This window comes from Hyphobacterium sp., assembly GCF_043584775.1.
Lineage (GTDB): Bacteria > Pseudomonadota > Alphaproteobacteria > Caulobacterales > Maricaulaceae > Hyphobacterium.
This window is the reverse complement of the sequence record NZ_CP121327.1, coordinates 2,794,973-2,820,003: the sequence shown is the minus strand read 5'-3', so window position 1 is coordinate 2,820,003 and position 25,031 is coordinate 2,794,973. Positions and strand designations below refer to the sequence as shown.

Sequence of the window (25,031 nt, the reverse complement as noted above, 5' to 3'; positions counted from 1 at the left end):
TTCATGAAACCGGATACCATTTTCGCCCTGGCTACTCCGCCGGGCCGCTCCGGCGTGGCGGTGATCCGGATATCCGGTCCTTTGACGCCTGCAATCGTCGGGTCGGCGGTTTCGGGAAATCCGCCCGCGCCCCGCAGGGCCGCGCTTCGCAACATCGTGGATCAGGCCGGTGCGCTGATCGATCAGGCGCTTGTTCTGCTGTTTCCGGCGCCGGCCAGCTTCACCGGTGAGGATTGCGCCGAATTTCAGGTGCATGGTGGACCGGCCGTCATTGAGGCCGTGCTGGACCGCATCATGGAATTGGGCGGCCGGCCGGCTGAAGCAGGAGAGTTCACGCGGCGGGCCTTCGAGCACGGAAAGCTGGATCTGACTGAGGCAGAGGGGCTGGCCGATCTGATCGAGGCGGAAACCAGCGGCCAGAGAGAGCAGGCGCTCTCGCAAATGACCGGTGCCCTGCGCAGCCTTTACGATGGTTGGCGCACTCAACTCATTTCCATCATGGCGGCGATTGAGGGGGAAATCGATTTTCCTGACGAAGAGGGCGTGCCGGATCATCTGGCCCGAACGGCGCTTCTGGAGATCGAAGCGCTGGGCGCGGAAATGAATCGCCATCTGGATGACAATCATCGCGGTGAGAAAATCCGGACCGGCTTTGATGTCGCCATAATCGGTCCACCAAACGCCGGCAAATCCAGCCTTCTGAATGCGCTGGCAAAGCGCGATGCCGCCATTGTTACCGATATTCCGGGGACGACGCGGGACGTGGTCGAGGTGCGTTTGGTGGTCGGTGGATTTGCTGTGACTCTTGCTGACACGGCAGGCCTTAGAGAATCGAATGATCGTGTGGAACAGGAAGGCGTCCGCCGCGCGCTGACTCGTGCTGACTCTGCCGATCTGGTCGTGGCCGTTCTGGACGGTCACGAGGAGTGGAATCAGGAAATGACTCCAGTCTTGGGAAAATCTGACCTTGTGGTGCTCAACAAGGCGGATTTGGGACTCAACGTGACTCTTCCTGACTCGGCTCCCGCCGCCCTGCGCTTGTCCATAGCTGAGGGTGACGGGTTGGCCGAGCTTGAACAATGGCTGGAGGCCGAAGTGCGGGCCCGTTTGGGGCGGCGGGAAATGCCGGCGCTCTCCCGCGCCCGGCACAGGCGGAATGTGGAGCGGGCGCGTGAAGCGTTGTCGCGGGCTGCGGCATCTCTCGGCCAGCCGGAATTGGCGGGCGAGGATTTGAGAATGGCGATCCAGTCGCTTGAAAGCCTGACCGGGCGCGTGGATATAGAGGACGTGCTGGGCGAGGTGTTTTCTCGCTTTTGCGTCGGCAAATAGCGATTTTGTTTCACGTGAAACAGAGGGGAGCCCCTCTCGACTCTCGCGGCGGGAACCCTTACATAGCGCGCCCTTGCTGGAGTTGGTCCAATGGCCTTGAAATGGGATGTCATCGTTATCGGCGGAGGTCACGCAGGCTGTGAGGCTGCGGCGGCGAGCGCGCGCCTGGGATCCCGCACCCTGCTTCTGACGCACAATCCCGATACTATTGGCGAGATGTCCTGCAATCCGGCTATTGGCGGGTTGGGCAAAGGGCATCTCGTACGTGAGATTGACGCCATGGATGGCATTATGGGCCGCATTGCAGATGCATCGGGAATACAGTTCCGTTTGCTCAATCGCTCCAAGGGTCCGGCGGTGCGCGGTCCGCGAACCCAGTCAGACCGTCGGCTATATCGCGAGGCGATGCAGGCTGAACTGGCGGCGACCCCGAACCTGACCATTGAGGCCGCCGCGATCGAGGACCTGATCGCGGATTCAAACGGGCGGATAACCGGCGTTATAGCGTATGATGGCCGCGAATGGTCCTGTAATAGTGTTGTGCTGACAACGGGCACCTTTCTGAAAGGCGTGATTCACCGCGGTCTGGAGCGGACGCCGGCCGGTCGCTTTGGCGAGAAACCTGCCATTGGCCTGTCGAATCGTCTTTATGGACTTGGCTTGCGCATGGGCCGGCTCAAGACCGGCACACCGGCGCGGTTGAAAGGGTCGACCATTAATTGGTCGCAGCTCGATACCCAGCCAGCAGATGAGGCCCCCTTCCCGTTTTCCTTTCTGACCGATCGGATCAATGTGCCGCAGATCGAATGCGGCATCACCTACACCACGCCTGAAACCCATCGGATTATTGCTGAAAATCTCGACCAATCAGCGGTTTATGGCGGTGGAATATCCGGCCGGGGCCCGCGCTATTGCCCCTCCATTGAAGACAAGATCCACCGGTTTGCCGACAAGGATAGCCACCAGATCTTCCTGGAGCCGGAAGGCCTCGATACCGACCTCGTTTATCCCAATGGCATTTCGACATCCTTGCCGGACCACGTTCAGCTCGCCTTCCTGCGCACAATTCCCGGGCTCGAAAATGTCGAGGTCGCACGCTACGGCTATGCCATTGAATATGACTATGTCGATCCGCGCGAATTGATGTCGGATTTACAGGTCCGCGCGGCCCCGGGACTTTATCTCGCCGGTCAGATCAATGGCACGACGGGGTATGAAGAGGCCGCCGCTCAGGGCCTGATGGCGGGTATCAATGCTGCCCGTGCCGCGAGCGATAAAGAGCCCGTCATCCTCAGTCGCTCTGAAGCCTATATCGGCGTGCTGATCGATGACCTCGTGACTCGAGGTGTCAGTGAGCCCTACCGTATGTTTACCAGCCGTGCCGAATACCGCCTTTCCCTGCGCGCCGATAATGCAGATCAGCGTTTGACTCCTCTTGCCATATCCCTGGGGGGTGTGTCCGAAGACCGTCAGAACCGCTTTGCCCAAAAGGCAAAAGACCTCGACGCTGCGCGGCTCACGCTCGAGCGACTCTCCCTGACACCGGCAGAGGCACAGAAGCTCGGCATTGCCATCAATCAGGACGGCCGGCGCAGAACAGCGCGTGAGCTTCTAAGCTATCCGGATGTCGACTGGACGAAACTGTCGGCGGCCTTCCCCGAGCTTCAGGGCATTGAATCGGACATTGGAGAGCAATTGGCAATCGAAGCCGTATATGCCAACTATCTTCAGCGGCAGGAGGCCGATATTCTGGCCTTCCGCCGGGACGAGGCTATCAATCTCCCCCCCGACTTGGACTACGGTGCCATTGGCGGGCTGTCTTCCGAAGCGCGGGAGAAGCTCAGGGCCGCTCAACCTTCCACACTCGGTCAGGCCAGTCGGATCGAAGGCGTCACGCCGGGTGCGATTACCGCGGTCCTCGCGTACATCAAGCAATCGCGCCGGGCAGGTTGAGTTGAGTTACGGCCCCTCAGACTTCCGGGCGGAAACCGGTGTTTCACGTGAAACACTGGAGAAGTTTGTGATCTGGCATGACCTCCTTGCCGAGGCAAACAAGGCGACCAATCTGGTCGGCCGGTCCACAATGGACGATTTCTGGAAGCGCCATGCCCTTGATGGCTTTCAGCTCATCGATCATGCACCCCAGGACGGGTTGCGATGGCTCGACTTTGGCGCTGGCGCCGGTATACCGGGTCTGGCGCTGGCATTGGCCATGAAAGATCGCGGCCTGTCCGGCAGCGAACTCGTCATGGCGGAATCTGTCGGCAAGAAAGCGCGTTTTGTCCAGACCACCATCGTCGCTACCGGCGCGCCAGCCCGGATGGAGAACTGCCGGGTCGAGGCCATGGACCGCTCGCAAAAATTCGATGTCGTGACCGCCAGAGCCGTGGCCGCCCTCGATAAACTCCTCTGGTATTGCTATCCGCTGTTGAAAAACGGCGGTATCTGCCTCTTTCCCAAGGGTCAGCGCTACCGTCAGGAATTGACGGATGCCAACAAATACTGGACCTTCGAGGTAGATGTTCGGCCGAGTCTGACCAGTGATGATGGAGTCATACTTCATCTCTCTTCGGTTCGACCCAGAAAGGGAAACCGTCATGCCTGAGGTCCACCGCGGGAAAGCACCGAAAGTGATCGCCGTCGCCAATCAGAAAGGCGGCGTCGGAAAGACCACAACGACGATCAATCTGGGTACAGCGCTCGCCGCTATCGGCAAACAGGTAATCATTCTGGATCTTGACCCGCAGGGCAATGCCTCAACCGGGCTTGGTGTTCCGCCAGCCGACCGCAAGATAACGACTTACGATGTGCTGGTTGGTGAGCAGCCACTCGAACGCGCCCTCGTTGATACCCTGGTTCCCGGATTGTCGCTGGCACCGTCAGATCCCGATCTGTCGGGCGCAGAGCTCGAACTCGCATCTGCGCCGCGCCGATCCTACCGGATGCGGCACGCCATCGACCGTCTGAGAAAGCGGCTGAGCGATTCGGGCCATCATTGCGATTACGTCCTGATTGATTGTCCGCCCTCATTGAACTTGTTGACTGTCAACGCTTTGACATCTGCTGACTCAGTCCTTGTCCCGCTCCAGTGTGAGTTTTTCGCCCTCGAGGGGCTGAGCCAGTTGATGCGGACTATTGATCTCGTCCGCACCAATCTGAATCCGAAACTCGCGGTTCAGGGTGTTGTGCTCACCATGTTTGACGCGCGAAACAATCTTTCCGGCCAGGTCGAGGCCGATGTCCGCGAACATTTTGGCGATCAGGTCTACAAGACCTTGATCCCCCGGAATGTCCGCGTTTCTGAAGCCCCGTCCTTCGGCAAGCCGGTTCTCCTCTATGATCTCAACTGCACGGGCAGCCAGGCCTATATCGCCTTGGCGAAAGAAATTGTGCAGCAGGAAAAACGCCAACGTATTGAAAATGAAAAGGTTCCCGCATGAGCAAGGAACGCACGCGCGGCCTCGGCCGGGGTCTTTCAGCCCTTTTGAATGATGGTGATGTGGCGGAGGCCCAGAATGCGGGTTCTGGCGGCGCTCAGATGATTCCGATTGAGGAGATCAGCGCCAATCCGGACCAGCCTCGGCGCGTTTTCTCTGAAACCGACTTGAAGTCCCTGTCGGCCTCAATCGAGGAGAAAGGTCTACTGCAACCCGTGCTCGTGCGGCCGGCCCCGGGCGGCGATGGCTATCAGATTGTTGCCGGCGAGCGCCGTTGGCGCGCGGCGCAAATGGCCCGCCTCCATGAAATTCCGGTCCTGATCCGCGATCTCACGGATCGGGAAACACTTGAAATCGCGATCGTCGAGAACGTCCAGCGCGCCGACCTCAATCCGGTCGAGGAAGCACGCGCCTATAAACAGCTCGTTGACCGTTTTGAACACACGCAGGATGAAATCGCCCGTGCGGTTGGAAAAAGCCGCAGCCATGTCGCCAATATGATGCGCCTTCTGGCCTTGCCGGAAAGCGTTCTGGCTCACCTTGCGAATGGCCGGTTGTCGATGGGGCATGCCCGAGCCATCGCCACGGCACCGAATTGCGCGGTTCTGGCCGACAATATTGTCAGCCAGGGCCTGAGCGTCCGGCAGGCCGAAAACCTCATGAAGAGCCCCGGCAGCAAGAAGGCACCAGAGACCAAGTCCGTATCATCCGGCAAGGATGCCGACACAAGAGCGCTCGAACAGGACATCTCTCATCGGCTGGGGCTTACGGTCGAGATAGATCACGGCAAGGGTGAGGCGGGACGATTGACGATCGCTTATACAAAGCTGGAACAGCTGGATGATATCATCCGGCGTCTGAACGCGGGATAATCAGGTCAGATCCGACAGTCCGGCGTCGGTATCGTCTGTATCATCGTCAGAATCGCGCTGCCGGCGTCCCCCGACATCATCGGGATCGCCCTCATCCCGGCGCCGCCGGTTGGCCATGCCAACGCCCGTCAGGCCGAGCCCGATGGACCCGCCATCCTCATCGAGACCGGAATCCAGCTCTATGCGGCGTCCGGGCGTCGCCATCCAGCCATACAGCAGGATGCAACCAATCGCCGAAACACCAACCAGCACGAGCGCCGTCACCCATCCGCTTTGGCCTTGCGGATTGAGGAAGACCGAGAACACATAGGTGAGGAAGACAAACAGTCCGATCGAGACCAGAGCGGCGAATACGCGGCGAATGAACTTCATGGCGACCTCCGTTTGCCCTCACACCCTCTTCGCCAGATTTGACCAAATAAAGGCAGTATCAGGCCGCGTGGCCGTCGCGTTTATACGTCAATGCCATGAAAACGTCTTCCAGATCCGGCTCTTCCGTCCGCAAGTCTGAAATCCGTGCACCAGATGCATTATATTTTTCAATGATTTCCGCGACCGATTGCTCACCGAACTTGTAACTCACAGCAAGAGAACCGCCGCTTCGAAGCTCTGTATCAAAGTTCGCCAGAGTTTCCGGTACTGCGTCCAGCGCCTCAACAGGGTCAATCACCAGCACTTTCGTATCCATGCGCTTGAGCAGGGATTCCTTGGGCTCACAGGCAATCACCTCGCCCTGATCGACAATGGCAATTTCGTCGCAAAGCTCCTGCGCTTCTTCCAGATAGTGCGTGGTCAGAACGATGGTGGTTCCGGCAGCATGAAGTTCGCGTACATAGGCCCAGAGTTGCCGCCGCAACTCGATATCCACACCCGCCGTCGGCTCATCCAGCACGAGGATGGGCGGGTTGTGAACCAGCGCTTTCGCCACCAGCAACCGGCGTTTCATACCACCCGATAATTGCCGCACATAGGCATCACGCTTGTCGGACAGTCCGACGGCGGCCAGAATTTCTTCTGTCCGGCGCTCACTTTTCGGCACGCCGTAGAAGCCGGCCATCAATTCCAGCGTCTCGAACGGCGTGAAAAACACGTCCATATTGATTTCCTGAGGCACAATACCGATCGCGGCGCGCGCATCCCGCGCTTCCTTATCGATATCCCGGCCCCAGATCACCGCCTTGCCGGACGTCTTGTTCACCAGACCAGCGAAGATATTGATAAAGGTCGATTTTCCGGCACCATTCGGGCCCAGCAGGCCAAAGATGGAGCTGCGCTTGATCCGCAGGGTCACGCCCTTCAGCGCTTCCTTGCCGGGTGCCGTTTTGCTCCCGCCATACGTCTTGCGCAGATCGACGGCCTCCAGAGCGTATTCGGGTAATTCAGTCATCGACATGTCCTGATTGACGGCTCGGGTTGAGACCCATAACTATGCCCGCCATCTGCCCATGTCCATCGGAGCTCTGCCATGACCGCGCCCCAACCGCCCGAAGTTGTCGTCACGGACCAGCATCGCGTTTCCTGTGATGGAGGTGGCGGCGCACTGGGGCATCCGAAAGTCTGGTACGAGATGGACCGCGATACCGGCTATGTAGAATGCGGTTATTGTGACCGGCGCTTTGTCGCCAGGGGCGGTCCCGCAGATACCGCGAAATAACGCGGCGGCATGGCTCGTAACTCTGCCCAGAATATTGGCCTGATTACGGGCATCGTCCTTGCGGTCGCGCTCCAGTTTTTGCCGCTTCCCGAGGGCTTGAGTCGCGAAGCCTGGCTTCTTGCTTCACTCGCCTTGCTGATGGCGACATGGTGGGCCACCGAAGCCATTCCGATTGCGGCCACAGCGCTGGTGCCGCTGGCGCTCTTTCCGCTTCTCGGCATCAATTCCGTTGGCGCTACGGCCAGCCCCTATGCCAGCCCCATCGTCATGCTGCTGCTCGGCGGCTTCATCATCGCCATGGCGATCGAACGATGGAATCTGCACACCCGTATCGCCTTGAATGTCGTGAAGATATTCGGGGGCCGTCCGGATCTTCTCATCGCCGGCTTCATGACGGCGGCCGCCTTGCTGTCCATGTGGATTTCCAACACCGCCACCACCATCATGATGATCCCGATTGCGCTGCGCGTCGCACAGGAAGTCGGCAAGGAAGGCCACGCCAGCAAGGACTTCCCCGTCGCACTGGCGTTGGGTGTCGCCTATGCGGCCTCGGTCGGGGGCGTTGGGGTCTTTGTCGGAACGCCGACCAATCTGATTGCCATCGGATTTCTGGAACGCGAATTCGGGCGCACGATCGACCCCGTCACCTGGTCGATGGTCGGCCTTCCGGCGGTCATCCTGTTTATCCCCGTCATGTGGTTCATCCTAACTCGCTGGGCGTTCAAGCTGACCAGCCGGGTCGATTCGGGCGCTGCCCGCCGCATCGTGACCGAAGAACTGATAGCGCTGGGCAAGATTACCGCGCCGGAGGTCCGCGTCGCCATATTGTTCGGCGTTGTCGCCTCGCTCTGGATGGGACAGGCCTATCTCTGGAATCCGTTTCTAGACTGGGTCCAGCAAAGCCTGAACCTCACTATCGAACTTGGCGTATCCAACACGCAGATCGCCATACTCGGCGCCCTGATGGCGTTTCTCATTCCCGCGGGCGGGCAAGGCGATGGAAAAGGCAAGATGCTGCTCATCTGGGAAGACACACATCGCCTGCCCTGGAATGTGATCGTGTTGTTTGGCGGCGGTTTGTCACTGGCCGCCGCCCTGACCGCGACGGGACTGGCCGACTGGCTCGGCGGGCAGATGAGCTTCCTGGCCGCCTTTCCGGCCCCGCTGCTCATCTTCTGCTTGGTCCTGCTCGTGATTTTCCTGACTGAGCTGACCTCGAATGTGGCAACCACATCGGCCTTCCTGCCCGTGCTGGCGGCCATGGCCGCAGGCGCAGGCTTTCCGGCAGAACGACTTATCGTGCCGGTGGCCATTGCGGCCAGCTTTGCCTTCATGCTGCCGGTGGCGACCGCGCCCAATGCCATCGTCTATGCCTCTGGCGCCACCACGCAGGGCCAGATGATGAAAGCCGGCCTCCGCCTCAATCTCGCCGGGGCTGTGGTGATTGCGGCCCTGGGCGCGCTATTAGGCCCGATTGTGTTTCCGGGTTAATCCTCGCAAACGTCGTTTGTATTACTATCGCTACTAGCGATAATTCGCTTGACGGACTCACCCGGCGCAGGGGAGTATAGAAAAACTGCGACGGCGGTGCCCACCAGCGAGATAAACACCGCCCCCGCATTAAGGCTTACGCCTTATTTGCAACGCTTGGGCGTAGAACGTTTGTGCGTACGCACTGTCACGTTCTTCGGCCCAGGTTTGCTGGTCGTACGCACTGTGCGCCGTACCGTCTTGCAGTTCTTAGCCATGTCTTCCTCCTTTCCCGAGCATTGGGCCCGTGGCGGTAACAGTCCTCTGTCCCGAGCGGAGGGTGACTAATTTCTGCGTAACGATTTTGTTCGATTCGCTCTGCGCTGTGGAGTCCAATACCACTGCATCCACAGGAATCTTCGGCTCTGTGGAAAGCTGTCGACCGCACCCGCCAATTGCCTCTCCCGGCAACCCCGCCTAGCTTGCACATCAAGCAAGCTAGGGCGGACAAATGGCGGTTGAACGCAAAGTCGACGAGACCTCTCACGTCTATCTGATTGACGGATCGGGCTATATTTTCCGCGCCTATCACGCTCTGCCGCCTTTAACGCGTTCTGATGGCACGCCGGTCGGCGCGGTGCAGGGCTTTTGCAACATGCTGTTCAAATTGCTGGAAGACCTCAAAGGCGAGGAGCAACCCAGCCATCTGGCCGTGATTTTCGATTATTCCGGCAAGTCTTTCCGCAATAACATTTATCCGGAATACAAGGCCCATCGCCCGCCAGCGCCTGAAGACTTGGTGCCGCAATTTTCCATCATCCGAGATGCCACACGCGCTTTCGGCACGCCCTGTATCGAAATGGAAGGTTTCGAGGCGGATGACCTGATCGCCACCTATGCGCGGCAGGCCGAGGCGAAGGGGGCGAAGGTCACCATCGTGTCCTCGGACAAGGATCTGATGCAGCTCGTCGGCGAGCGTGTCACCATGTTCGACACGATGAAGAACAAACGGATCGACCCGGCGGGCGTCGTCGCGAAATTCGGCGTCGGTCCGGACAAGGTGATCGAGGTCCAGTCGCTGATGGGCGATTCCTCCGACAATGTGCCGGGCATTCCGGGTATTGGCCCGAAAACCGCCAGCCAGCTCATCGAGGAATATGGCGATCTGGAAACGCTCCTGTCGCGCGCGGAAGAGATCAAACAGACCAAGCGGCGCGAGAACCTGATCGAATTTGCCGATATGGCGCGCATCTCCAAGGAATTGGTGACGCTGAAAACCGATGTGCCGGTTGAAAACGCGCTGGACGAATTCGGCACCGCCGAACCCGATGCCGAAACCCTCGTCGGTTTCCTGAAAGAGATGGAATTTCGTACGATCACCCGCCGCGTTGAAGAAGCGCTGGGCGCGCCCGCCGCAGATGCAACGGGTGATGCCACAGCACCGATTGACCGATCGGCCTATGAGTGCGTGACGACGATGGCGGCGCTGGACAAATGGATCGAGGCTAGCTTCAGGGCCGACGTGATCTCCGTGGACACGGAGACAGACCGTCTGTCGGCGGTAGCGTCCAACCTGGTTGGCATTTCGCTCGCGACGGCCCCGGGCAAGGCCTGCTATATTCCGCTGGATCATGGCACGGCAGGCGATTTGCTGGGCGATGGCGACCGGCCTGAGCAGATTGAACTGAAAGAGGCCATCGCGGCCTTGAAACCGCTGCTGGAAAGCCCGGCCGTCCTGAAAATTGGCCAGAACATCAAATACGATCTGGCTGTGCTCTCGCGTTATGGGGTGCGCGTTGCGCCTTATGACGACACCATGCTTCTGTCCTATGTCATTGATAGCGGCCTGCACGGGCATGGCATGGATGAACTCTCCGAGCTTCACCTCGGCCATACGCCGATGGCGTTCAAGGACGTCTGCGGTACGGGCCAGAAACAGATCAGCTTTGCCGAGGTCGATCTGCCCAAGGCCACCGAATATGCCGCCGAAGATGCCGATGTGACCTTGCGCCTGTGGGAGATTCTCAAACCCAGCGTGCCCGGCAAGGGCAAGGCCACACTCTATGAAACGATCGAGCGGCCCATGCCGCAAATCCTGACCGATATGGAGCTCGCCGGCGTCAAGGTAGACAAGGCGCAGCTGTCCCGCCTGTCGTCTGACTTTGCCCAGAAAATGGCCGAACATGAAGATCGCGCCTATGAGCTGGTCGGCACCAAATTCAATCTCGGCAGTCCGAAACAGCTGGGCGAAATCCTGTTCGGTCAGATGGGCCTGCCCGGCGGTAAGAAAACCAAGACCGGCGCCTGGTCGACCGATGTCTCGGTGATGGAGCAATTGGCCGCCGAGGGGCATGAATTGCCGCAAACCATCCTCAGCTGGCGGACGTTTTCAAAGCTGAAATCAACCTATTCCGATGCGCTGGGCGCGGCCATCAATCCCGATACGGGCCGGGTGCACACCTCCTTCTCGCTGGCCTCAACGACGACCGGGCGATTGGCCTCCTCCGAGCCCAATCTGATGAATATTCCGATCCGGACAGAAGAAGGCCGCAAAATCCGCGCCGCATTCATCGCCGAGCCGGGCAATGTTCTGGTCGCGGCGGATTATTCGCAGATCGAACTCCGCCTGCTCGCCCACATTGCCGATGTCGCCGCCCTGAAGGACGCCTTCAAACGCGGTGATGACATTCACGCCATGACAGCGTCCGAAATGTTCGGCGTGCCGATCGAGGGCATGGACCCGATGGTGCGGCGTCAGGCCAAGGCCATCAATTTCGGCATTATCTACGGGATATCGGCCTTTGGCCTGGCCAATAATCTCGGCATTGGCCGCGATGAAGCGAAAAACTTCATCGAAAAATATTTCGAGAAATTCCCGGGCGTCAAAACCTACATGGATGAAAAGCGTGAAGAGGTGAAATCCAGGGGCTATGTCGAGACGATTTTCGGCCGCCGCGCGCACTTGCCATCCATTCGGGACAAGAACCCGAATATGCGCCAGTTCGCTGAGCGTCAGGCCATCAATGCGCCCATCCAGGGATCGGCGGCTGATGTCATCCGCCGGGCGATGATCCGACTGCCGGGCGCCATTGAGGCCGCCGGGCTGGAGGCACGCATGTTATTGCAAGTACACGATGAATTGGTCTTTGAAGTGCCGGAAGATCAGGCCGATGCCATGATTGAACTGGCAAGGGATGTCATGAGCAAGGCGGCGCTGCCGGCGATTGATATCTCCGTACCGCTGGAGGTCGATGCCAAGGCCGGACATCACTGGGGCGAGGCGCACTAGCCGGCCTGCTTGATGATCGCCATCGTGCAACGCGAGAGGCTGACCAGCTTGCCTTTCTCATTGGTGATCCGGATCGTCCAGACTTGTGTGGTCCGGCCCATCGATTCCTGCACGGCTTCGCCATAGACAAATCCTTCGCGGACCGGGCGGAGATGGTTGGCGTTGATCTCCATCCCGACAGCGGCATGGGTGTCCGGGTTGATGGTGCAAAAAGCGCCAATCGACGCGAGCGTTTCCGCCAACGCCACGGACGCGCCGCCATGCAACAGTCCGAAAGGCTGATGTGTGCGATGGTCGACGGGCATTTTGCCGCGCACCCAGTTGTCACCCGCTTCGGTGATCTCGATGCCGATGGCATCGGCCATTGTCTTGCGATCGGAAAAATTTGCCATTTCCAGCGGAAACCGACCGCCGTGCCAGATATTGGACATGTCTGTCTCCTTGATCCGGAGAGAGATTTATGTCGACAAGAGCGGGATTACCAGCGGGCGGCGAGGGAAACAGCCGCAAAACCCTCTTCTTCTTCCCATTTGTCCGTGCCGTATTGATAGGCCCAGTCCCGGCGGACATAGGCTAGCGCAACATCGGCGCGACTGGTCAGCCGATAGGCCAGCCCGACCTGAACATCACCGATCACGCTGTATGGCGTGATATCAATGGCGCGCAGGGGCCGGTCCATATCGGTCGCATCATAGAACAGGGCCTGGCGTTCTGCTGCGGCAAAAAGAAACCAGCGCGATTCATCTCCCCGTCCATCGCCGACGCGAAGCTGCGCGCCGACTCGGGCTTCTGTTCCCTCCGGCGTCAAGGCCAACCCGGCATAGGGCGTCACGACAGCATCACTGTCAGCAGCTTCCATTGGCGCGGCCAGCCGGACGCTTGTCGTCATGCGTGGCGGCTCGCTATTGCTCAACCCGGCACGTTGAAAAGCTTCCTCGGCGCGGGTTTCACCTTCAATGACCAATTCGCCCGGGCCTGGGGGATCTGCCAGCACAAAGCGCGTGCGGGTGCCGGACATGTCCGGGTCATACGATTGGCGAATTTGCATGATGGCTGTCGCCGTGCGGGCGGTTTCGTTCGACACTTGAGGGCTGTAATGATCGCGGAAGGAGTTCAGAACGGCGGCGCGCGGATCCCAGCTTTGTTCGGACGACTCCACAGGTCCCACCATGCCGGTCATCAAACCGGCAATGGCGACGCTTCCAGCGCAAATCAGCTCGATCGTCCGCCGCATGCTCTCTCCCCTGCGAAATCGTTAACAGGATTCCCGTTAAAGGTCACGCCTGAATAGAAATTTTTCCAATTTCCCGTTTTACACGAAGTTGTTAGTCTGATTGCACTTTCTCGAGTTGAAATCCCGACTCATAACCGACGGAGGCTGAGCTGACCCATATCGATCCGACCCGCGAGAGCTTTGACGTTTTCAAGTCGCTCCCTCGTGACCAACCGATTGACATGCTAAACCTGATCCGGCTTCGGGAAGCCGCGCTCTACCCGGCCGGGCGGAAAGTCAGCGGCGCAGAGGCCTATGCCGAGTATGGAAAAGTCAGCGGTCCGGTATTCCAGCGCGTCGGCGGCGAAATTATCTGGCGCGGCGAACCGCAGGCCATGCTGATCGGTCCCGCTGATGGGCTCTGGGACATCGCCTTCATTGCCCGCTACCCGTCTGCAGGCGCGTTTCTGGAAATGGTCACGGACGAGTTTTATCAACGCGAAGCCGTCCCGCACCGGCAGGCCGCGGTCAGCGATTCACGTCTCATTCGTCATGCTGTAAAAACGGGCGGCCAACGTTTCGGTTGACCGCCCTTGAGGCTTATTCGCGGGCAATCAGGGTGAAGGTCACCTCATCGCCATTTGCATTCTGGCCGGTCCAGCTATCACCCACCGAAAGGTCCGCCATGAGCGGCTGGCAATTTGCGGCACCCGATGCGCGTTCAACGCAGAATTCGTCGCCGTCGAGATGCCAGCTTCCGGAAATACCGACATTGGTCGTGTAAGTGCCGTCGGCCTCGAAGAAGACGACATACTCGCCCTCGGGCCCCGAAACCTGAAGCGCATTCTCGATGAGCGGATCACTCGCCATTCCTTGCAGGAGCAGCGTTGCAGCCAGTTGAACAATCATGAAAATCTCTCCAATGGCGCGATGCGCCAATCACACCTCGCCTTATAGGCGAATAACAAACGGATCAGCTCGATAAAGCAAGTCTATTTCGGGCTGGCGGCAAACGGATTCCGGTTGCCCTGACGCAGACAGGTTTCGAGCGCCGGCAGGGCCCGGGACGTGTTCGTCAAGGCAAATTCAAAATCCGCCTGCTGGGCCGTGATATAGAGAATATTGCCATAGATCAGCGCATTCTCGAGCGTGCTATTCGGGACATAATCGTAATCGATCGCGAGCGTTTGCCGCCCGGCCACATGGGCCGTCACATTCTGGCTGATCCGATTATCAATCCGCAGACTCAAGGAATACTGCTGACCATCATTCAGCGACCAGGCATCGTTCTGCAGAGCAATCCGGAAAGTTGAAGCCGAACGGACAAAGGCCAGATCTATTCCGCTATTATACGGGATGGACGCCGAGCAGACATAAGCCCCCTCATTGTTGACCGCACCGCGAACTTCCCAGCCATTGATATCAATGGGCCCGTAATTTTGCATGGCCGCAAGAACAAGAATGCCTGCCAGATTCATAATCGTCTCCCCGATTTCCCCAAGAATATGCTGAAGTCTAGATCAGCTTACGGGTGATTTTAAAGAGGCTTTTTTGGAAACCAGGGAAAAAATCCGCTCGTCCGGGCGACATAGTCTGCATAGCCCGGCCGCGTCTCTGTGAGACCGCGTTCAAGAAGCGGCGCACCGCTCCACTTCAGCAGCGTCCAGCTCAGGAAAAGCGGTCCCGGCAATGCCAGCCAGCCCCAAGGGACCTCGGCGGCAATCAGGAAAAGTCCCCACCAGACGCAGAAATCTCCGAAATAATTGGGGTGCCGCGTATACCGCCAGAGACCCCTGTCCATGACTTTTCCGGTATTCTCGGGGTTCTTGCGGAAGGATTCCAGCTGAAAGTCCCCGATCGTCTCGAACAGAATTCCGATGACGGCCAGGACGATGCCCGCAATCGCCAGATAGCCAATGCCGCTGCCATACTGGCCCAACTGGACCGGCAGGCTCACCAGCCACATCAGGATCGACTGAGGAAGAAAAACAAAGAGCAGGCTGGCCCTGGCGAATCCGTAACCCCTGGGCTCAACGCGTGCAAAAAGATTGGTGTATCGTTTGTCCTTCCCCTCCCGGCGCCAGCGGCCGAAGAGGTGCAGGCCCAGACGCAAGCCCCAGACGCCGCACAATCCCACCAGAACCAACTGACGTTCGGTATCGGCGTGAACCAGCCAATAGGTGGAGATGGCCAGTATCACCATGCCAAACGCCCAGAAAGCATCAACAAAACTGGCATCTTTCAGCCGAAGCGCTACCAGCCAGAGGCACAGGAACAATCCAACGGCGATGGCCAGATTGATGCCCGCCAGATGAAGCATGGATAAGTCTGCCATTTCGTGTCTCCCCGCATTTGACCTCAATCTAGCGCAAAAATTCCCGGGGTCATGCTCTTTGACAATCGCTGCCAAGCCGGGATTGATCGCCACGCTCAATTTGCCATAGTGAACAGTGTTCACTTCGGGGAGCGGAAGAATGAGCGAAACACACGTGGATGTCCTGATCATCGGAGCCGGCGTGTCCGGTATCGGCATGGCGCATCACCTTCAGGAGCGCTGTCCGGGCAAGACATACCGTGTGATCGAGGCGCGCGACCGGATTGGTGGAACCTGGGATTTGTTCCGCTATCCCGGCATACGTTCCGACAGTGACATGTATACATTCGGCTATGCGTTCAAACCGTGGGTCGATGGAAAGGTCTTCGCCGACGGTCCGGCCATCCGGAATTATGTCAGTGAAACCGCAGAATCTGCGGGAATCTCCCCGCACATAAGGTTCGGGCGAAAGGCAAGATCTGCCAGCTGGAATTCCAAGACCGCCCGCTGGACGCTTGAAGCCGACGGGCCGGAGGGTCCGGAAACCTATACCGCGCAATTTCTATTCTTTGCCTCGGGATACTATCAATACGAAAAAGGCTATCTGCCGCATTTTGAAGGCGTCGAAGATTTCTCCGGCGACTTCATCCACCCTCAAAAATGGCAGGAAAACTACGACTACACCGGTAAGAAAGTCGTGATTATCGGATCTGGCGCGACGGCCGTTACCCTGTTGCCCTCCATGGCGGAGAAGGCCGAACACGTCACCATGCTGCAGCGTTCGCCGACCTATATAGCTGGCCGGCCATCCGTCGACCGGACCGCAAATTTCCTGCGAAAAGTCTTGCCCGGTAAAGTCGCCTACACGCTCACCCGAACGAAAAACATTCTGCAGACCATCCTGATCTATAATCTGTCGCAGACTTTTCCGGATTTTGTGAAGAAAGGCATTCTGAAACAGACCCGGGCCATGCTGGGCGATGACTATGATGTCGAGAAACATTTCGCGCCCAGCTACAAGCCCTGGGATCAGCGCTTCTGCGCTGCGCCGGATGGCGATTTCTTCAAGGCGCTGCGTTCCGGCAAGGCCTCCGTTGAAACCGATCAGATCGAGCGCATCACCAATGCCGGAATTCAGCTCAAATCCGGGAAACATCTGGACGCCGACCTCATCATTCCCGCCACCGGACTGAATCTCCAATTTGTCGGCGGCATGAATGTCGAAGTGGATGGAAAGCCCGTGAATATTCCGGACCATGTCGTCTATCGCGGCATGATGGTCAGCGACATTCCGAACATGGCCATGGCGTTTGGATACACCAATGCATCGTGGACGCTGAAGATTGACCTCACCTGCGAGCGCTTCTGCCGGAATATCAATTACGTCAACAAGATCGGGGCCGATTATCTTGTGCCCGTCCCGGATGCCAGCATGCCGGTGGAGCCGCTGAAGCTGCTGGATTCCGGGTATTTCCGCCGGGCCGCCGATATCCTGCCCAAGCAGGGGCCCAAAACCCCCTGGCGCGTCCATCAGAATTATTTCGCCGATATGATGGCCATCCGTTTCGGCGCGATCGACGATGGTGCACTTCAGTTCGGCAAGGTGATGCCAATGGAGCAGGAACAAACTGAACTGGAAGCCGCAGAATGAACCGTCTCGATCTTGCGGGAAAAACAGCCATCGTTACCGGCGCTGCCAGTGGAATCGGCGCGGCGCTGGCAAAGGCTCTGGCGGATCGCGGCTGCAATCTGGCCCTGGCAGATATCAATGGTCAGGGTCTCGAAGAGGTGGCGTCAGGCCTACGCTCGAATGACCGGCGGGTCACGACCACTGTTCTGGACGTTGGCGACGAAGCCGCAATCAACGCTTTTGCCGAAGAGGTCCGTCAAACCCATGGCGAAGCACATCTTCTCTTCAATAATGCGGGAGTGGCGCTGGGCGGTCATTTCGATCAGGTCACGCCGGAGCAGTTCGACTGGCTGATGAACATCAATCTGCACGGTGTCATTCGCATGACCCGGGCCTTTCTCCCTCTGATTCAGGAGCAGGACGAAGGTCACATCACGAATATTTCCAGTATTTTCGGTGTCATCGCGCCAGCCGGGCAGACGGCCTATTCTGCGGCCAAATTCGGCGTCCGCGGCTTTACGATGGCATTGCGCCATGAACTCGACGGCACGCCCGTTGGCCTGACCACAATTCATCCCGGCGGTGTGGCGACCAATATCGCAAAAAAAGCGCCCAAAGGGAAAGGCGTGACGGATGAGGAATATGAAGCGGCAATGAAAATCGCCGACCAATCGCTCGTCATGCCGCCGGCTCAGGCTGCCGAAATCATTCTGCGCGGCGTAGAGCGACGCAAGCCCCGCGTATTTGTCGGGCGGGATGCCCACACAATCATGTGGATGGAGCGGCTCTTCCCGACCCGCTACTGGAGCCTCATAAAACGTCGACTCAAGGCCTGAGTGCCTGATAGACGCAGTCAATGTCTTACGAACTCGGATTTGACTGGGACCGCTCTGCCACGACAGGGCAGCATTGCCCGATTTGCAGGGCGAACGGCCCGCATCCCCACAAGGTGACATCCTCGACACCCGCAAGCCCGGTCGGACAAGCTAAGTATTTTGAATGCTGCAATTGCGGCGGCGTTTTTGCCGTTCCGTTCTCCTATCCGGACTATTCGGAAGACTATGATTTTGCCGATTATCTGAGATTTTATCAGGAAGTCGGCGCGGGCCTCGAGGCCATGACCCAGCCGCTGGATCTGGCCGTGCCTATCCGGCCGGCGAAATCCCTCATTGATGTCGGCTGCGGGGTTCCCTTCGTCGTGGATTATGCCCGCCGTGAATACGGTCTTCAGGCGGAAGGTCTGGACCCGTCCAATTATGGCCGCCGCGGGGGTGAGAGCCTGGGTGTCGAGGTCATTGGAGAGCTTCTCGGCGCAGGATCCCGGTTTGACGGGCAGAGCTTTGACATTCTCTATTCCAGCGAAGTTATCGAGCACGTCGAGGATCCGGCGGCCTTCCTGGAAATACTGGTCAAACACCTCAATCCGGACGGCATTCTCGTACTGACGACGCCGAATGCCGAAAACCTCGGCCCAAAAACAGATAGCCTGACCAATGTGTCGATCGTCTGGCCCGGCATTCACCATGCATTGTACACGCCCGCTGCAATGGAAGAGGCGCTCAAGGCCGCCGGCCTGGTGCACAACCATATCTCATCGGCAACCGGCCATATCGTGGCGCTCGCCAGCCGATCGCCGATATCTATCCCGGCCTCACCCCCACCCTCCCGCCTGACATCCTATCTCCAGCGCGATTTTCCCGGACTGCCGCTTCTGGAAGGCGGCAATCTGTTTCGTCTGTTGCGTCAGGCCGTGGGTTTGGGAAACTGGACGGAAGCAGCCGAATTACGCGACAGGTTGAGCACGCGCGTCCGCGCCGATTATGGCTGGGATGTGCATGAAATGGACCGCTTTGCCGAGGCGGTTGCAACGCTGCCGGCGCCTGACCTTTTTGCCTCTTTCCCCTATTTCTCCGGCTGTCTGCCCTTCTATTTCGGGATGGTGGATTTTCAGGCCTCACCGCGAAATCTCGATTCGGCGGCGCGATTCCTGAGTTGCCAGATAAAGACTGGCGAAACCCTCACCGGCGGCGACCCGCTCTGGTGGGGCGAGATCGCACACATCCATCAACCGGCCGCCTTCAACCTCGGCATGGTCCATCTGGTCGGAGGGCAGGTCGAGCCGGCCATCGCCGCATTGGAGCAGAGCCTGGCCAGCCCCGCGGCTGGCAGCCTCGCATCATTGGGGCGCCGGAGCCTTGCGCTCGAGACGACGGCGCGCCTGCAACTGGCGCTGGCATATGCCAAAGCCGGACGGTTTGAGGACTCGGACCAGACCTTTGCGCAAGCCATGGCCTGTGTGGAGACAGAGCCGGCCTGTGCCTATCTCGAAACCATGGCCAATACGCTGCAAGCGGCGATCAAGGCGTTGCGCTAGACGGCGTTCGCGGCTGCCAGAGCCTGTTCCAGATCTGCGATCAGATCGCCGGCATCCTCGATCCCGCAGGACAGACGCACCAGACCATCATCAATGCCAAGCGCCGCGCGCTTGTCCGCGTCAACAGAGGCATGGGTCATGATGGCCGGGTGTTCGACCAGCGATTCCACACCGCCCAGGCTTTCCGCGAGCGAGAAGATTTTCAGCGTTTCGAGGAAACGGCGCGACGCCGGAAGGCCACCATTCAGCGTCAGGGTGATCATGCCGCCAAAGCCGCGCATCTGCCTGGCCGCAATCTTGTGCTGGGGATGGCTGGGCAATCCCGGATAAATCACCCGGCCAATACCATTCTGGCCCGACAGCCAGTCAGCAATCTTTCCGGCGTTTTCGCAATGGCGCTCCATGCGCACATGCAGGGTTTTTGTCGAGCGCAGCAACAGGAAACAGTCCATCGGCGCCGGTACAGCGCCCACGGCATTCTGGATATAGGTCAGCCTTTCAGCCAGCTCCGCACTGGATGTGATCAGCGCACCCCCGACCAGATCGGAATGCCCGCCCAGATACTTGGTGCAGGAGTGCGAGACGATATCCGCGCCCAGCGCCAGAGGATTCTGGAAATAGGGCGACGCAAACGTATTGTCGGCAACGCACAAGGCACCGCCATCATGCGCAATTTGCGCCACGGCCTCGATATCGATGACTTTCAGCGTCGGATTTGTCGGTGTTTCCAGCCAGACCAACTTGGTTTTGGGGGTCATGGCCGCGCGCGTGGCGTCGAGATCCGTCATATCGACGCGAGAGAATTCGATGCCCAATTGTGCAAAGACATTGTTGAACATGCGGAATGTGCCGCCATAGACGTCATCGCACAGCAAGACATGGTCGCCGGATTTCAGAAGGTGAATACAGGCGGCCAATGAGGCAACGCCCGATGAAAAGGCAATCCCGTGCTTGCCGCCTTCCAGACTCGCCAGATTGGCTTCGAGTGCTGTCCGCGTCGGATTGGCGGATCGTGAATAGTCATAATTGCCGATGAACTCGCCCGGGCTGGTCTGCACATAGGTCGACGTCTGATAGATCGGCGTCATGATCGCGCCGGTCGACGGATCCGGGGCCTGGCCAGCGTGAATGCACCGCGTGGCAAATTGCTGATTGTCTCCGCTCATCATCATATCCTTTGTTCAGCCGCCAATGCGGGCATTGTATTCTTTTTCCGTGACGACACCGACGACGCCATCGCGGGTCATCACCAGCGCCGCCTCACCTCGCGTCAGGATGTGGGGCATTTCCTCGATCCGGGCCTCGGTATAGAGAATGCCGCCAATTGACAGGCGCTTGCCGTCGCGTGTGGCAATGGCGGTGAAGCTGTCGCCCTCCTGAAGCGGCAGATAGTCCAGATCGCCTTCAGCCATCATGCGCTGGATGTCGTCGCTGGACGCTGATGCATCGGCCGTCAACGAGGAGCGCCGGGCCACCAGGTCCTGCACAGGGCCCAACAAGGTGTGCTCGGTAAAGAAGCCCTTGTCTTCCATCCACTTGTCAGACAGGTATTTCGATATGTATCGCGTCCCGCTATCGCAGAGCGTGACCACAATCGTCTTGTCCGGGCCGATTTCCTTAGCGACCTTGATGGCAGCCGCCACGATGGAGCCTGACGAACCACCGCAGAACAGACCCTCTTCGCGCACGAGCGCGCGGCCGACATGGAAGCTCTCCCAGTCATCGATCTGGACCATGTCGTCGACAACCGAAAAGTCCATCGCCCGGCATTCAATATCTTCGCCAATGCCCTCGACCGAATAGACATAGGCCGCCGGCAGGCGACCGGTTTTGAACAGATTGTAGTGGACCGAACCAAGCGGATCGACGCCAATAATCTTCACGTCCGGCGCGTGTTCCTTCATATAGCGGCCGACGCCCGAGACGGTACCACCGGTTCCGGTACCGCCCATGAAGACGTCAAACTTGCCGCCATCCGTCTGCTCGAAAATTTCGCGGCCGGTATTGTGGTAATGCCCGTCAATATTCCAGGGCGCGTGATACTGGTCGACGTAAAAGGCACCTTCGGTTTCTTCCGCGATGCGCTTGGCGGTATTCACATAATGCTCCGGGCTGTCGCCGGGAACATCGGTCGGTGTGATGACGACTTCGGCACCATAGGCGCGCATCATGTCGATCTTCTCCTGGCTCATCTTGTCCGGCAGGGTGAAGACGCATTTATAGCCCTTGACCGCGGCGGCCATCGCCAGGGATTGGCCGGTATTTCCGGACGTATTCTCGACGATTGTCCCGCCGGGTTTCAACAGGCCGGCTTTCTCCGCCTGCTCGATAATATAGGGACCCATACGATCCTTGATCGAGCCTGTGGGATTGAGGAATTCGCACTTGGCCAGAATCGTCGCCGAACCTTCGGGCACAACCTTGTTCAGCTTGACCAGCGGCGTATTGCCGATTGCGGAAATAATGTTTGGAAAGTGGGTCATCGGGCAACTCGCTTCTGACGGTCTGGAATTGTGTCCCCTCCTATTGTTCCCGGCGCTGAAAGTCCATCGTCTGGCCGACAATCATGCGCGCAACAAAGCGTGAGCAACGGCGAACTGGAAAACACGCCTTGATGCATGAAGAGACTTGGCCTTGACTGCATTCAGGCCCGTGAGAGGCGTTGAGGGAGATACCCATGTCGGAAGAACGTTCAGGCTCCGCACCCGAAATCGTCCCGGTTCCGGATCATTACGAACCCCACAGCCAGACCAGCGCGAAGCAATACATCGAACGCTATCGCCGTTCGATCGAAGAGCCTGACGCGTTCTGGATGGAGGAATTGCGGCGCCTCGACTGGGTGAAAACACCCACCGAGATATCGGACGTCAATTGGGACCCCGACAAGCTGTCGATCAAATGGTTCGCCGATGGCGTTCTGAACGTCTCCTACAATTGCATTGACCGGCATCTGGAAAAGCGCGGCAATGATGTCGCGATCATCTGGGAGGGCGACAATCCAGCCTTCCACAATTCGGTAACCTACCGCCAGCTGCACAACCATGTCTGCCGGATGGCGAATGAACTCAAGGCGATAGGCGTAGAGCGCGGCGACCGCGTGACGCTTTACATGCCCATGATCCCCGAAGCGCTCTATGCCATGCTTGCCTGCACGCGCATTGGCGCGGTCCACTCGGTTGTCTTTGGCGGCTTTTCGCCGGACGCTCTCGCGGGCCGCATTACCGATTGCCAGTCCGAATTCGTGATCACGGCTGATGAAGGCGTGCGCGGCTCCAAGCCTATTCCATTAAAGAAAAATGTTGACCGGGCGATCGAGATTGCCGGCGGCGTCAAAGCCGTCCTCTGTGTCCGGCATACCGGCGCGAATGTTGGCTGGGTCGAGGGCCGCGATCATTGGCACCATGAATTGGCGCTGACGGTGGATGCTGATTGCCCGCCCGAGCCGATGGAAGCCGAAGATCCGCTCTTTATCCTTTATACGTCCGGCTCCACCGGAAAGCCGAAAGGGGTCATGCACACGACGGGCGGCTATTTGCTCTGGGCGGCTTTGACCTTCGACACCGTCTTCGAAGTGAAGCGCAAAGAGGTTTTCTGGTGTACCGCTGATATCGGCTGGGTCACCGGCCATACCTATCTGACCTATGGACCATTGGTGAATGGCGTCACCACATTGATGTTCGAGGGGATTCCCACCTGGCCGGCGGCGGATCGTTTCTGGGAAGTTTGCGACAAGCATCAGGTCAATGTGCTCTATACCGCACCCACCGCGTTGCGGGCATTGATGCGCGAAGGCGATGCACTGGTCGAGAAACACGACCTGTCCAGCTTGCGCCTTCTGGGCTCGGTCGGAGAGCCGATCAATCCTGAAGCCTGGGCCTGGTATCACCGCGTTGTGGGAAAGGGAAAATGCCCGATTGTTGATACCTGGTGGCAGACCGAAACCGGTGGCGTGATGATTTCCGCCTTGCCCGGCGCGCATGATCTCAAACCCGGCGCGGCCTCCATGCCCATCTTTGGCATTGAACCGGCCCTCGTGGATGCCGAAGGAAAATTCGTCGAAGGAGAGGGAGAAATTTCCGGAAACCTCGTGATCAAGCGGAGCTGGCCGGGTCAGATGCGCACCGTATATGGCGACCACGATCGTTTTGCCGAAACCTATTTCACGACCTATCGCGGGCTTTACTTTACAGGCGATGGCGCCCGGCGCGACGCGGATGGCTATTGGTGGATCACAGGCCGGGTTGACGATGTCCTCAACGTGTCCGGTCATCGGCTGGGCACCGCCGAAATTGAAAGCGCGCTCGTCTCACACCCGAATGTCGCGGAGGCTGCCGTGGTCGGCTATCCGCACGACATCAAGGGGCAAGGTGTCTATTGCTATGTGACGATGAACGCAGGCCTGGAGCCGACCAGCGACACGGCGATTGAGCTGAAAGCCCATGTACGCGAACAGATCGGGCCAGTGGCGACACCGGACATTATCCAGTTTTCACCTTCCCTTCCCAAGACGCGATCCGGGAAGATCATGCGGCGGATACTGCGCAAGATTGCCGAAAATGATTTCGGCGCGCTGGGGGACACGTCGACCCTGGCCGAACCGGGTGTCGTTGACGAGCTGATTGCGAACCGGCCCGGAAGCTGAGCGGAACAACCCCAGCTTTTGTGTGTGCGCCCGGGCCGCGGGCGTCGCCTCTGGTTATTTCGGGCAGAGTTGCGAAATAGACGGGAAATTCGAACGAGGATTTCCCATGCGCCATCTTCCCTATGCCATTGGTCTGTTCATGCTGTCGCCGCTCTTTATCTGGGCGGCGCTCTGGCTGGCCTTTCCCGGGCCCAAACCGGGTATTACCGACGCCCCTTTCATCGCCTCCCTCATCGGGATTTCCATCCCGCTGGCCTTTTACCACTACATTGCCGGACTGGCCTTCATCGCCAACTCCATCGAAGGCGGCGCGGGCGAGGTTCGGCCGCGCTGGACCCCCGCACGTTGGCTCCAGAAAGCAATGATCCCGCTCACGGCCATTTCCAGCCTTGCGGCCATTATCTGGTTGGTTCAGCTGGACATTCGCCCGGTCTACGTCGCCGTGCTGGCCCTTTCCGGTGCCTTGCTGACATTCGGCCTGATCAAGGCTGAGGGCGGACAAGGGCCGTTCAACATCCATCTGACGCTCGCTTCCGCGGTCAGGGGTTCGGTGCGCCTCTTTCAGAGCATTCTGATGAATCTGCCACTGATCGGCGCACTGATGCGCGAAATCGCCCGCAACCCCCATCGCGCCGCCCCCTACCTGGTCGCAAATATCGTGCTCGGCGCGATTTTATATATCTGGCTGTTCGGGTTTGTGGCGCTGGTCATTCCGGCCATGCTGCTGGTGCCGGTGGCCTTCTATCTGATGATGACACTCGCTGCAGACTGATCGCTGCGGCGCTTCAAAGAGGGGTTTCAAGTCAA

General features: G+C 58.8%; 23 protein-coding genes. 14 read left to right on the top strand and 9 right to left on the bottom strand.

Annotated features, from left to right (window positions below):
* The first annotated feature begins 3 nt into the window (after nt 1–3).
* The 5 genes from mnmE to P0D52_RS14020 all read left to right on the top strand — a co-directional run bounded on the left by mnmE (nt 4) and on the right by P0D52_RS14020 (nt 5,638).
* Nucleotides 4–1,329 carry a tRNA uridine-5-carboxymethylaminomethyl(34) synthesis GTPase MnmE gene (gene mnmE / locus P0D52_RS14040; protein ID WP_394693271.1) on the top strand — a complete coding sequence of 442 codons (1,326 nt, stop codon included), beginning with the start codon at nt 4–6 and terminating at the stop codon, nt 1,327–1,329.
* A gap of 90 nt (nt 1,330–1,419) precedes the next feature.
* Nucleotides 1,420–3,282 (top strand): tRNA uridine-5-carboxymethylaminomethyl(34) synthesis enzyme MnmG, encoded by a 1,863-nt coding sequence (gene mnmG / locus P0D52_RS14035; protein ID WP_394693270.1) that lies wholly within the window; start codon nt 1,420–1,422, stop codon nt 3,280–3,282.
* 1 nt (nt 3,283) lies between these two features.
* Entirely contained in the window at nt 3,284–3,934 is a 651-nt protein-coding gene (gene rsmG / locus P0D52_RS14030) for a 16S rRNA (guanine(527)-N(7))-methyltransferase RsmG (protein ID WP_394693269.1), read from the top strand.
* Complete coding sequence (locus tag P0D52_RS14025; protein ID WP_394693268.1) at nt 3,927–4,769, top strand: ParA family protein; 843 nt, start codon at nt 3,927–3,929, stop codon at nt 4,767–4,769. Before rsmG ends, P0D52_RS14025 begins: the two co-directional genes overlap by 8 nt.
* Entirely contained in the window at nt 4,766–5,638 is an 873-nt protein-coding gene (locus P0D52_RS14020; RefSeq protein ID WP_394693267.1) for a ParB/RepB/Spo0J family partition protein, read from the top strand. The genes P0D52_RS14025 and P0D52_RS14020 overlap by 4 nt, the downstream gene beginning before the upstream one ends.
* Here P0D52_RS14020 and P0D52_RS14015 read toward each other — a convergent pair whose 3' ends face one another.
* Together P0D52_RS14015 and P0D52_RS14010 are read right to left on the bottom strand one after the other, a co-directional pair.
* On the bottom strand, nt 5,639–6,010 hold the full coding sequence (locus tag P0D52_RS14015) for a hypothetical protein (RefSeq protein ID WP_394693266.1): 372 nt from the start codon (nt 6,008–6,010) through the stop codon (nt 5,639–5,641).
* Nucleotides 6,011–6,068: 58 nt separating this feature from the next.
* On the bottom strand, nt 6,069–7,031 hold the full coding sequence (locus P0D52_RS14010) for an ABC transporter ATP-binding protein (protein WP_394693265.1): 963 nt from the start codon (nt 7,029–7,031) through the stop codon (nt 6,069–6,071).
* Between the two features lie 72 nt (nt 7,032–7,103).
* Here P0D52_RS14010 and P0D52_RS14005 point away from each other — a divergent pair, with 72 nt between their 5' ends.
* The 3 genes from P0D52_RS14005 to polA all read left to right on the top strand — a co-directional run bounded on the left by P0D52_RS14005 (nt 7,104) and on the right by polA (nt 12,051).
* Nucleotides 7,104–7,292, top strand: a complete 189-nt coding sequence (locus P0D52_RS14005; RefSeq protein ID WP_394693264.1) for a zinc-finger domain-containing protein — start codon at nt 7,104–7,106, stop codon at nt 7,290–7,292.
* Between the two features lie 9 nt (nt 7,293–7,301).
* A complete protein-coding gene (locus tag P0D52_RS14000; protein WP_394693263.1) occupies nt 7,302–8,783 on the top strand; it encodes an SLC13 family permease in 1,482 nt (493 codons plus the stop codon).
* A gap of 490 nt (nt 8,784–9,273) precedes the next feature.
* Nucleotides 9,274–12,051 (top strand): DNA polymerase I, encoded by a 2,778-nt coding sequence (gene polA, locus P0D52_RS13995; RefSeq protein ID WP_394693262.1) that lies wholly within the window; start codon nt 9,274–9,276, stop codon nt 12,049–12,051.
* Here polA and P0D52_RS13990 read toward each other — a convergent pair.
* Nucleotides 12,048–12,482, bottom strand: a complete 435-nt coding sequence (locus P0D52_RS13990) for a hotdog fold thioesterase (protein WP_394693261.1) — start codon at nt 12,480–12,482, stop codon at nt 12,048–12,050. The two genes, polA and P0D52_RS13990, sit on opposite strands and share 4 nt — an antisense overlap.
* Before the next feature lie 47 nt (nt 12,483–12,529).
* Nucleotides 12,530–13,285: a hypothetical protein gene (locus P0D52_RS13985; protein WP_394693260.1), complete on the bottom strand. Its 756-nt coding sequence runs from the start codon at nt 13,283–13,285 to the stop codon at nt 12,530–12,532.
* Nucleotides 13,286–13,434: 149 nt separating this feature from the next.
* Between P0D52_RS13985 and P0D52_RS13980 the strand changes: the two genes are divergently transcribed.
* Nucleotides 13,435–13,851 (top strand): DUF1330 domain-containing protein, encoded by a 417-nt coding sequence (locus P0D52_RS13980; protein ID WP_394694800.1) that lies wholly within the window; start codon nt 13,435–13,437, stop codon nt 13,849–13,851.
* A gap of 13 nt (nt 13,852–13,864) precedes the next feature.
* Here the strand turns inward: P0D52_RS13980 and P0D52_RS13975 are convergent, their stop codons facing one another.
* The 3 genes from P0D52_RS13975 to P0D52_RS13965 all read right to left on the bottom strand — a co-directional run bounded on the left by P0D52_RS13975 (nt 13,865) and on the right by P0D52_RS13965 (nt 15,599).
* Nucleotides 13,865–14,173, bottom strand: coding sequence for a hypothetical protein (locus P0D52_RS13975; protein ID WP_394693259.1), 309 nt, complete (start codon nt 14,171–14,173; stop codon nt 13,865–13,867).
* Between the two features lie 83 nt (nt 14,174–14,256).
* Entirely contained in the window at nt 14,257–14,742 is a 486-nt protein-coding gene (locus P0D52_RS13970) for a hypothetical protein (RefSeq protein WP_394693258.1), read from the bottom strand.
* Between the two features lie 59 nt (nt 14,743–14,801).
* Complete coding sequence (locus P0D52_RS13965; protein ID WP_394693257.1) at nt 14,802–15,599, bottom strand: DUF1295 domain-containing protein; 798 nt, start codon at nt 15,597–15,599, stop codon at nt 14,802–14,804.
* 139 nt (nt 15,600–15,738) lie between these two features.
* Between P0D52_RS13965 and P0D52_RS13960 the strand changes: the two genes are divergently transcribed.
* Genes P0D52_RS13960 through P0D52_RS13950 form a run of 3 tightly spaced genes read left to right on the top strand, consistent with a single transcriptional unit; the run spans nt 15,739 to nt 19,582 of the window.
* Entirely contained in the window at nt 15,739–17,229 is a 1,491-nt protein-coding gene (locus P0D52_RS13960) for a flavin-containing monooxygenase (protein ID WP_394693256.1), read from the top strand.
* Nucleotides 17,226–18,044, top strand: coding sequence for an SDR family NAD(P)-dependent oxidoreductase (locus P0D52_RS13955; protein WP_394693255.1), 819 nt, complete (start codon nt 17,226–17,228; stop codon nt 18,042–18,044). The genes P0D52_RS13960 and P0D52_RS13955 overlap by 4 nt, the downstream gene beginning before the upstream one ends.
* Before the next feature lie 20 nt (nt 18,045–18,064).
* Entirely contained in the window at nt 18,065–19,582 is a 1,518-nt protein-coding gene (locus P0D52_RS13950; protein WP_394693254.1) for a methyltransferase domain-containing protein, read from the top strand.
* On the opposite strand, the gene P0D52_RS13945 is transcribed toward P0D52_RS13950, so the two are convergent.
* Together P0D52_RS13945 and P0D52_RS13940 are read right to left on the bottom strand one after the other, a co-directional pair.
* Nucleotides 19,579–20,754, bottom strand: a complete 1,176-nt coding sequence (locus tag P0D52_RS13945) for a cystathionine gamma-synthase (RefSeq protein WP_394693253.1) — start codon at nt 20,752–20,754, stop codon at nt 19,579–19,581. The genes P0D52_RS13950 and P0D52_RS13945 overlap by 4 nt on opposite strands.
* Nucleotides 20,755–20,763: 9 nt before the next feature.
* Nucleotides 20,764–22,065: a PLP-dependent cysteine synthase family protein gene (locus P0D52_RS13940; protein ID WP_394693252.1), complete on the bottom strand. Its 1,302-nt coding sequence runs from the start codon at nt 22,063–22,065 to the stop codon at nt 20,764–20,766.
* A 194-nt stretch (nt 22,066–22,259) separates the two neighbouring features.
* On the opposite strand from P0D52_RS13940, the gene acs reads away from it, so the two are divergent.
* Together acs and P0D52_RS13930 are read left to right on the top strand one after the other, a co-directional pair.
* Nucleotides 22,260–24,224 carry an acetate--CoA ligase gene (gene acs / locus P0D52_RS13935; RefSeq protein ID WP_394693251.1) on the top strand — a complete coding sequence of 655 codons (1,965 nt, stop codon included), beginning with the start codon at nt 22,260–22,262 and terminating at the stop codon, nt 24,222–24,224.
* Nucleotides 24,225–24,330: 106 nt separating this feature from the next.
* Nucleotides 24,331–24,996, top strand: a complete 666-nt coding sequence (locus tag P0D52_RS13930) for a hypothetical protein (protein ID WP_394693250.1) — start codon at nt 24,331–24,333, stop codon at nt 24,994–24,996.
* Nucleotides 24,997–25,031 lie beyond the last annotated feature (35 nt).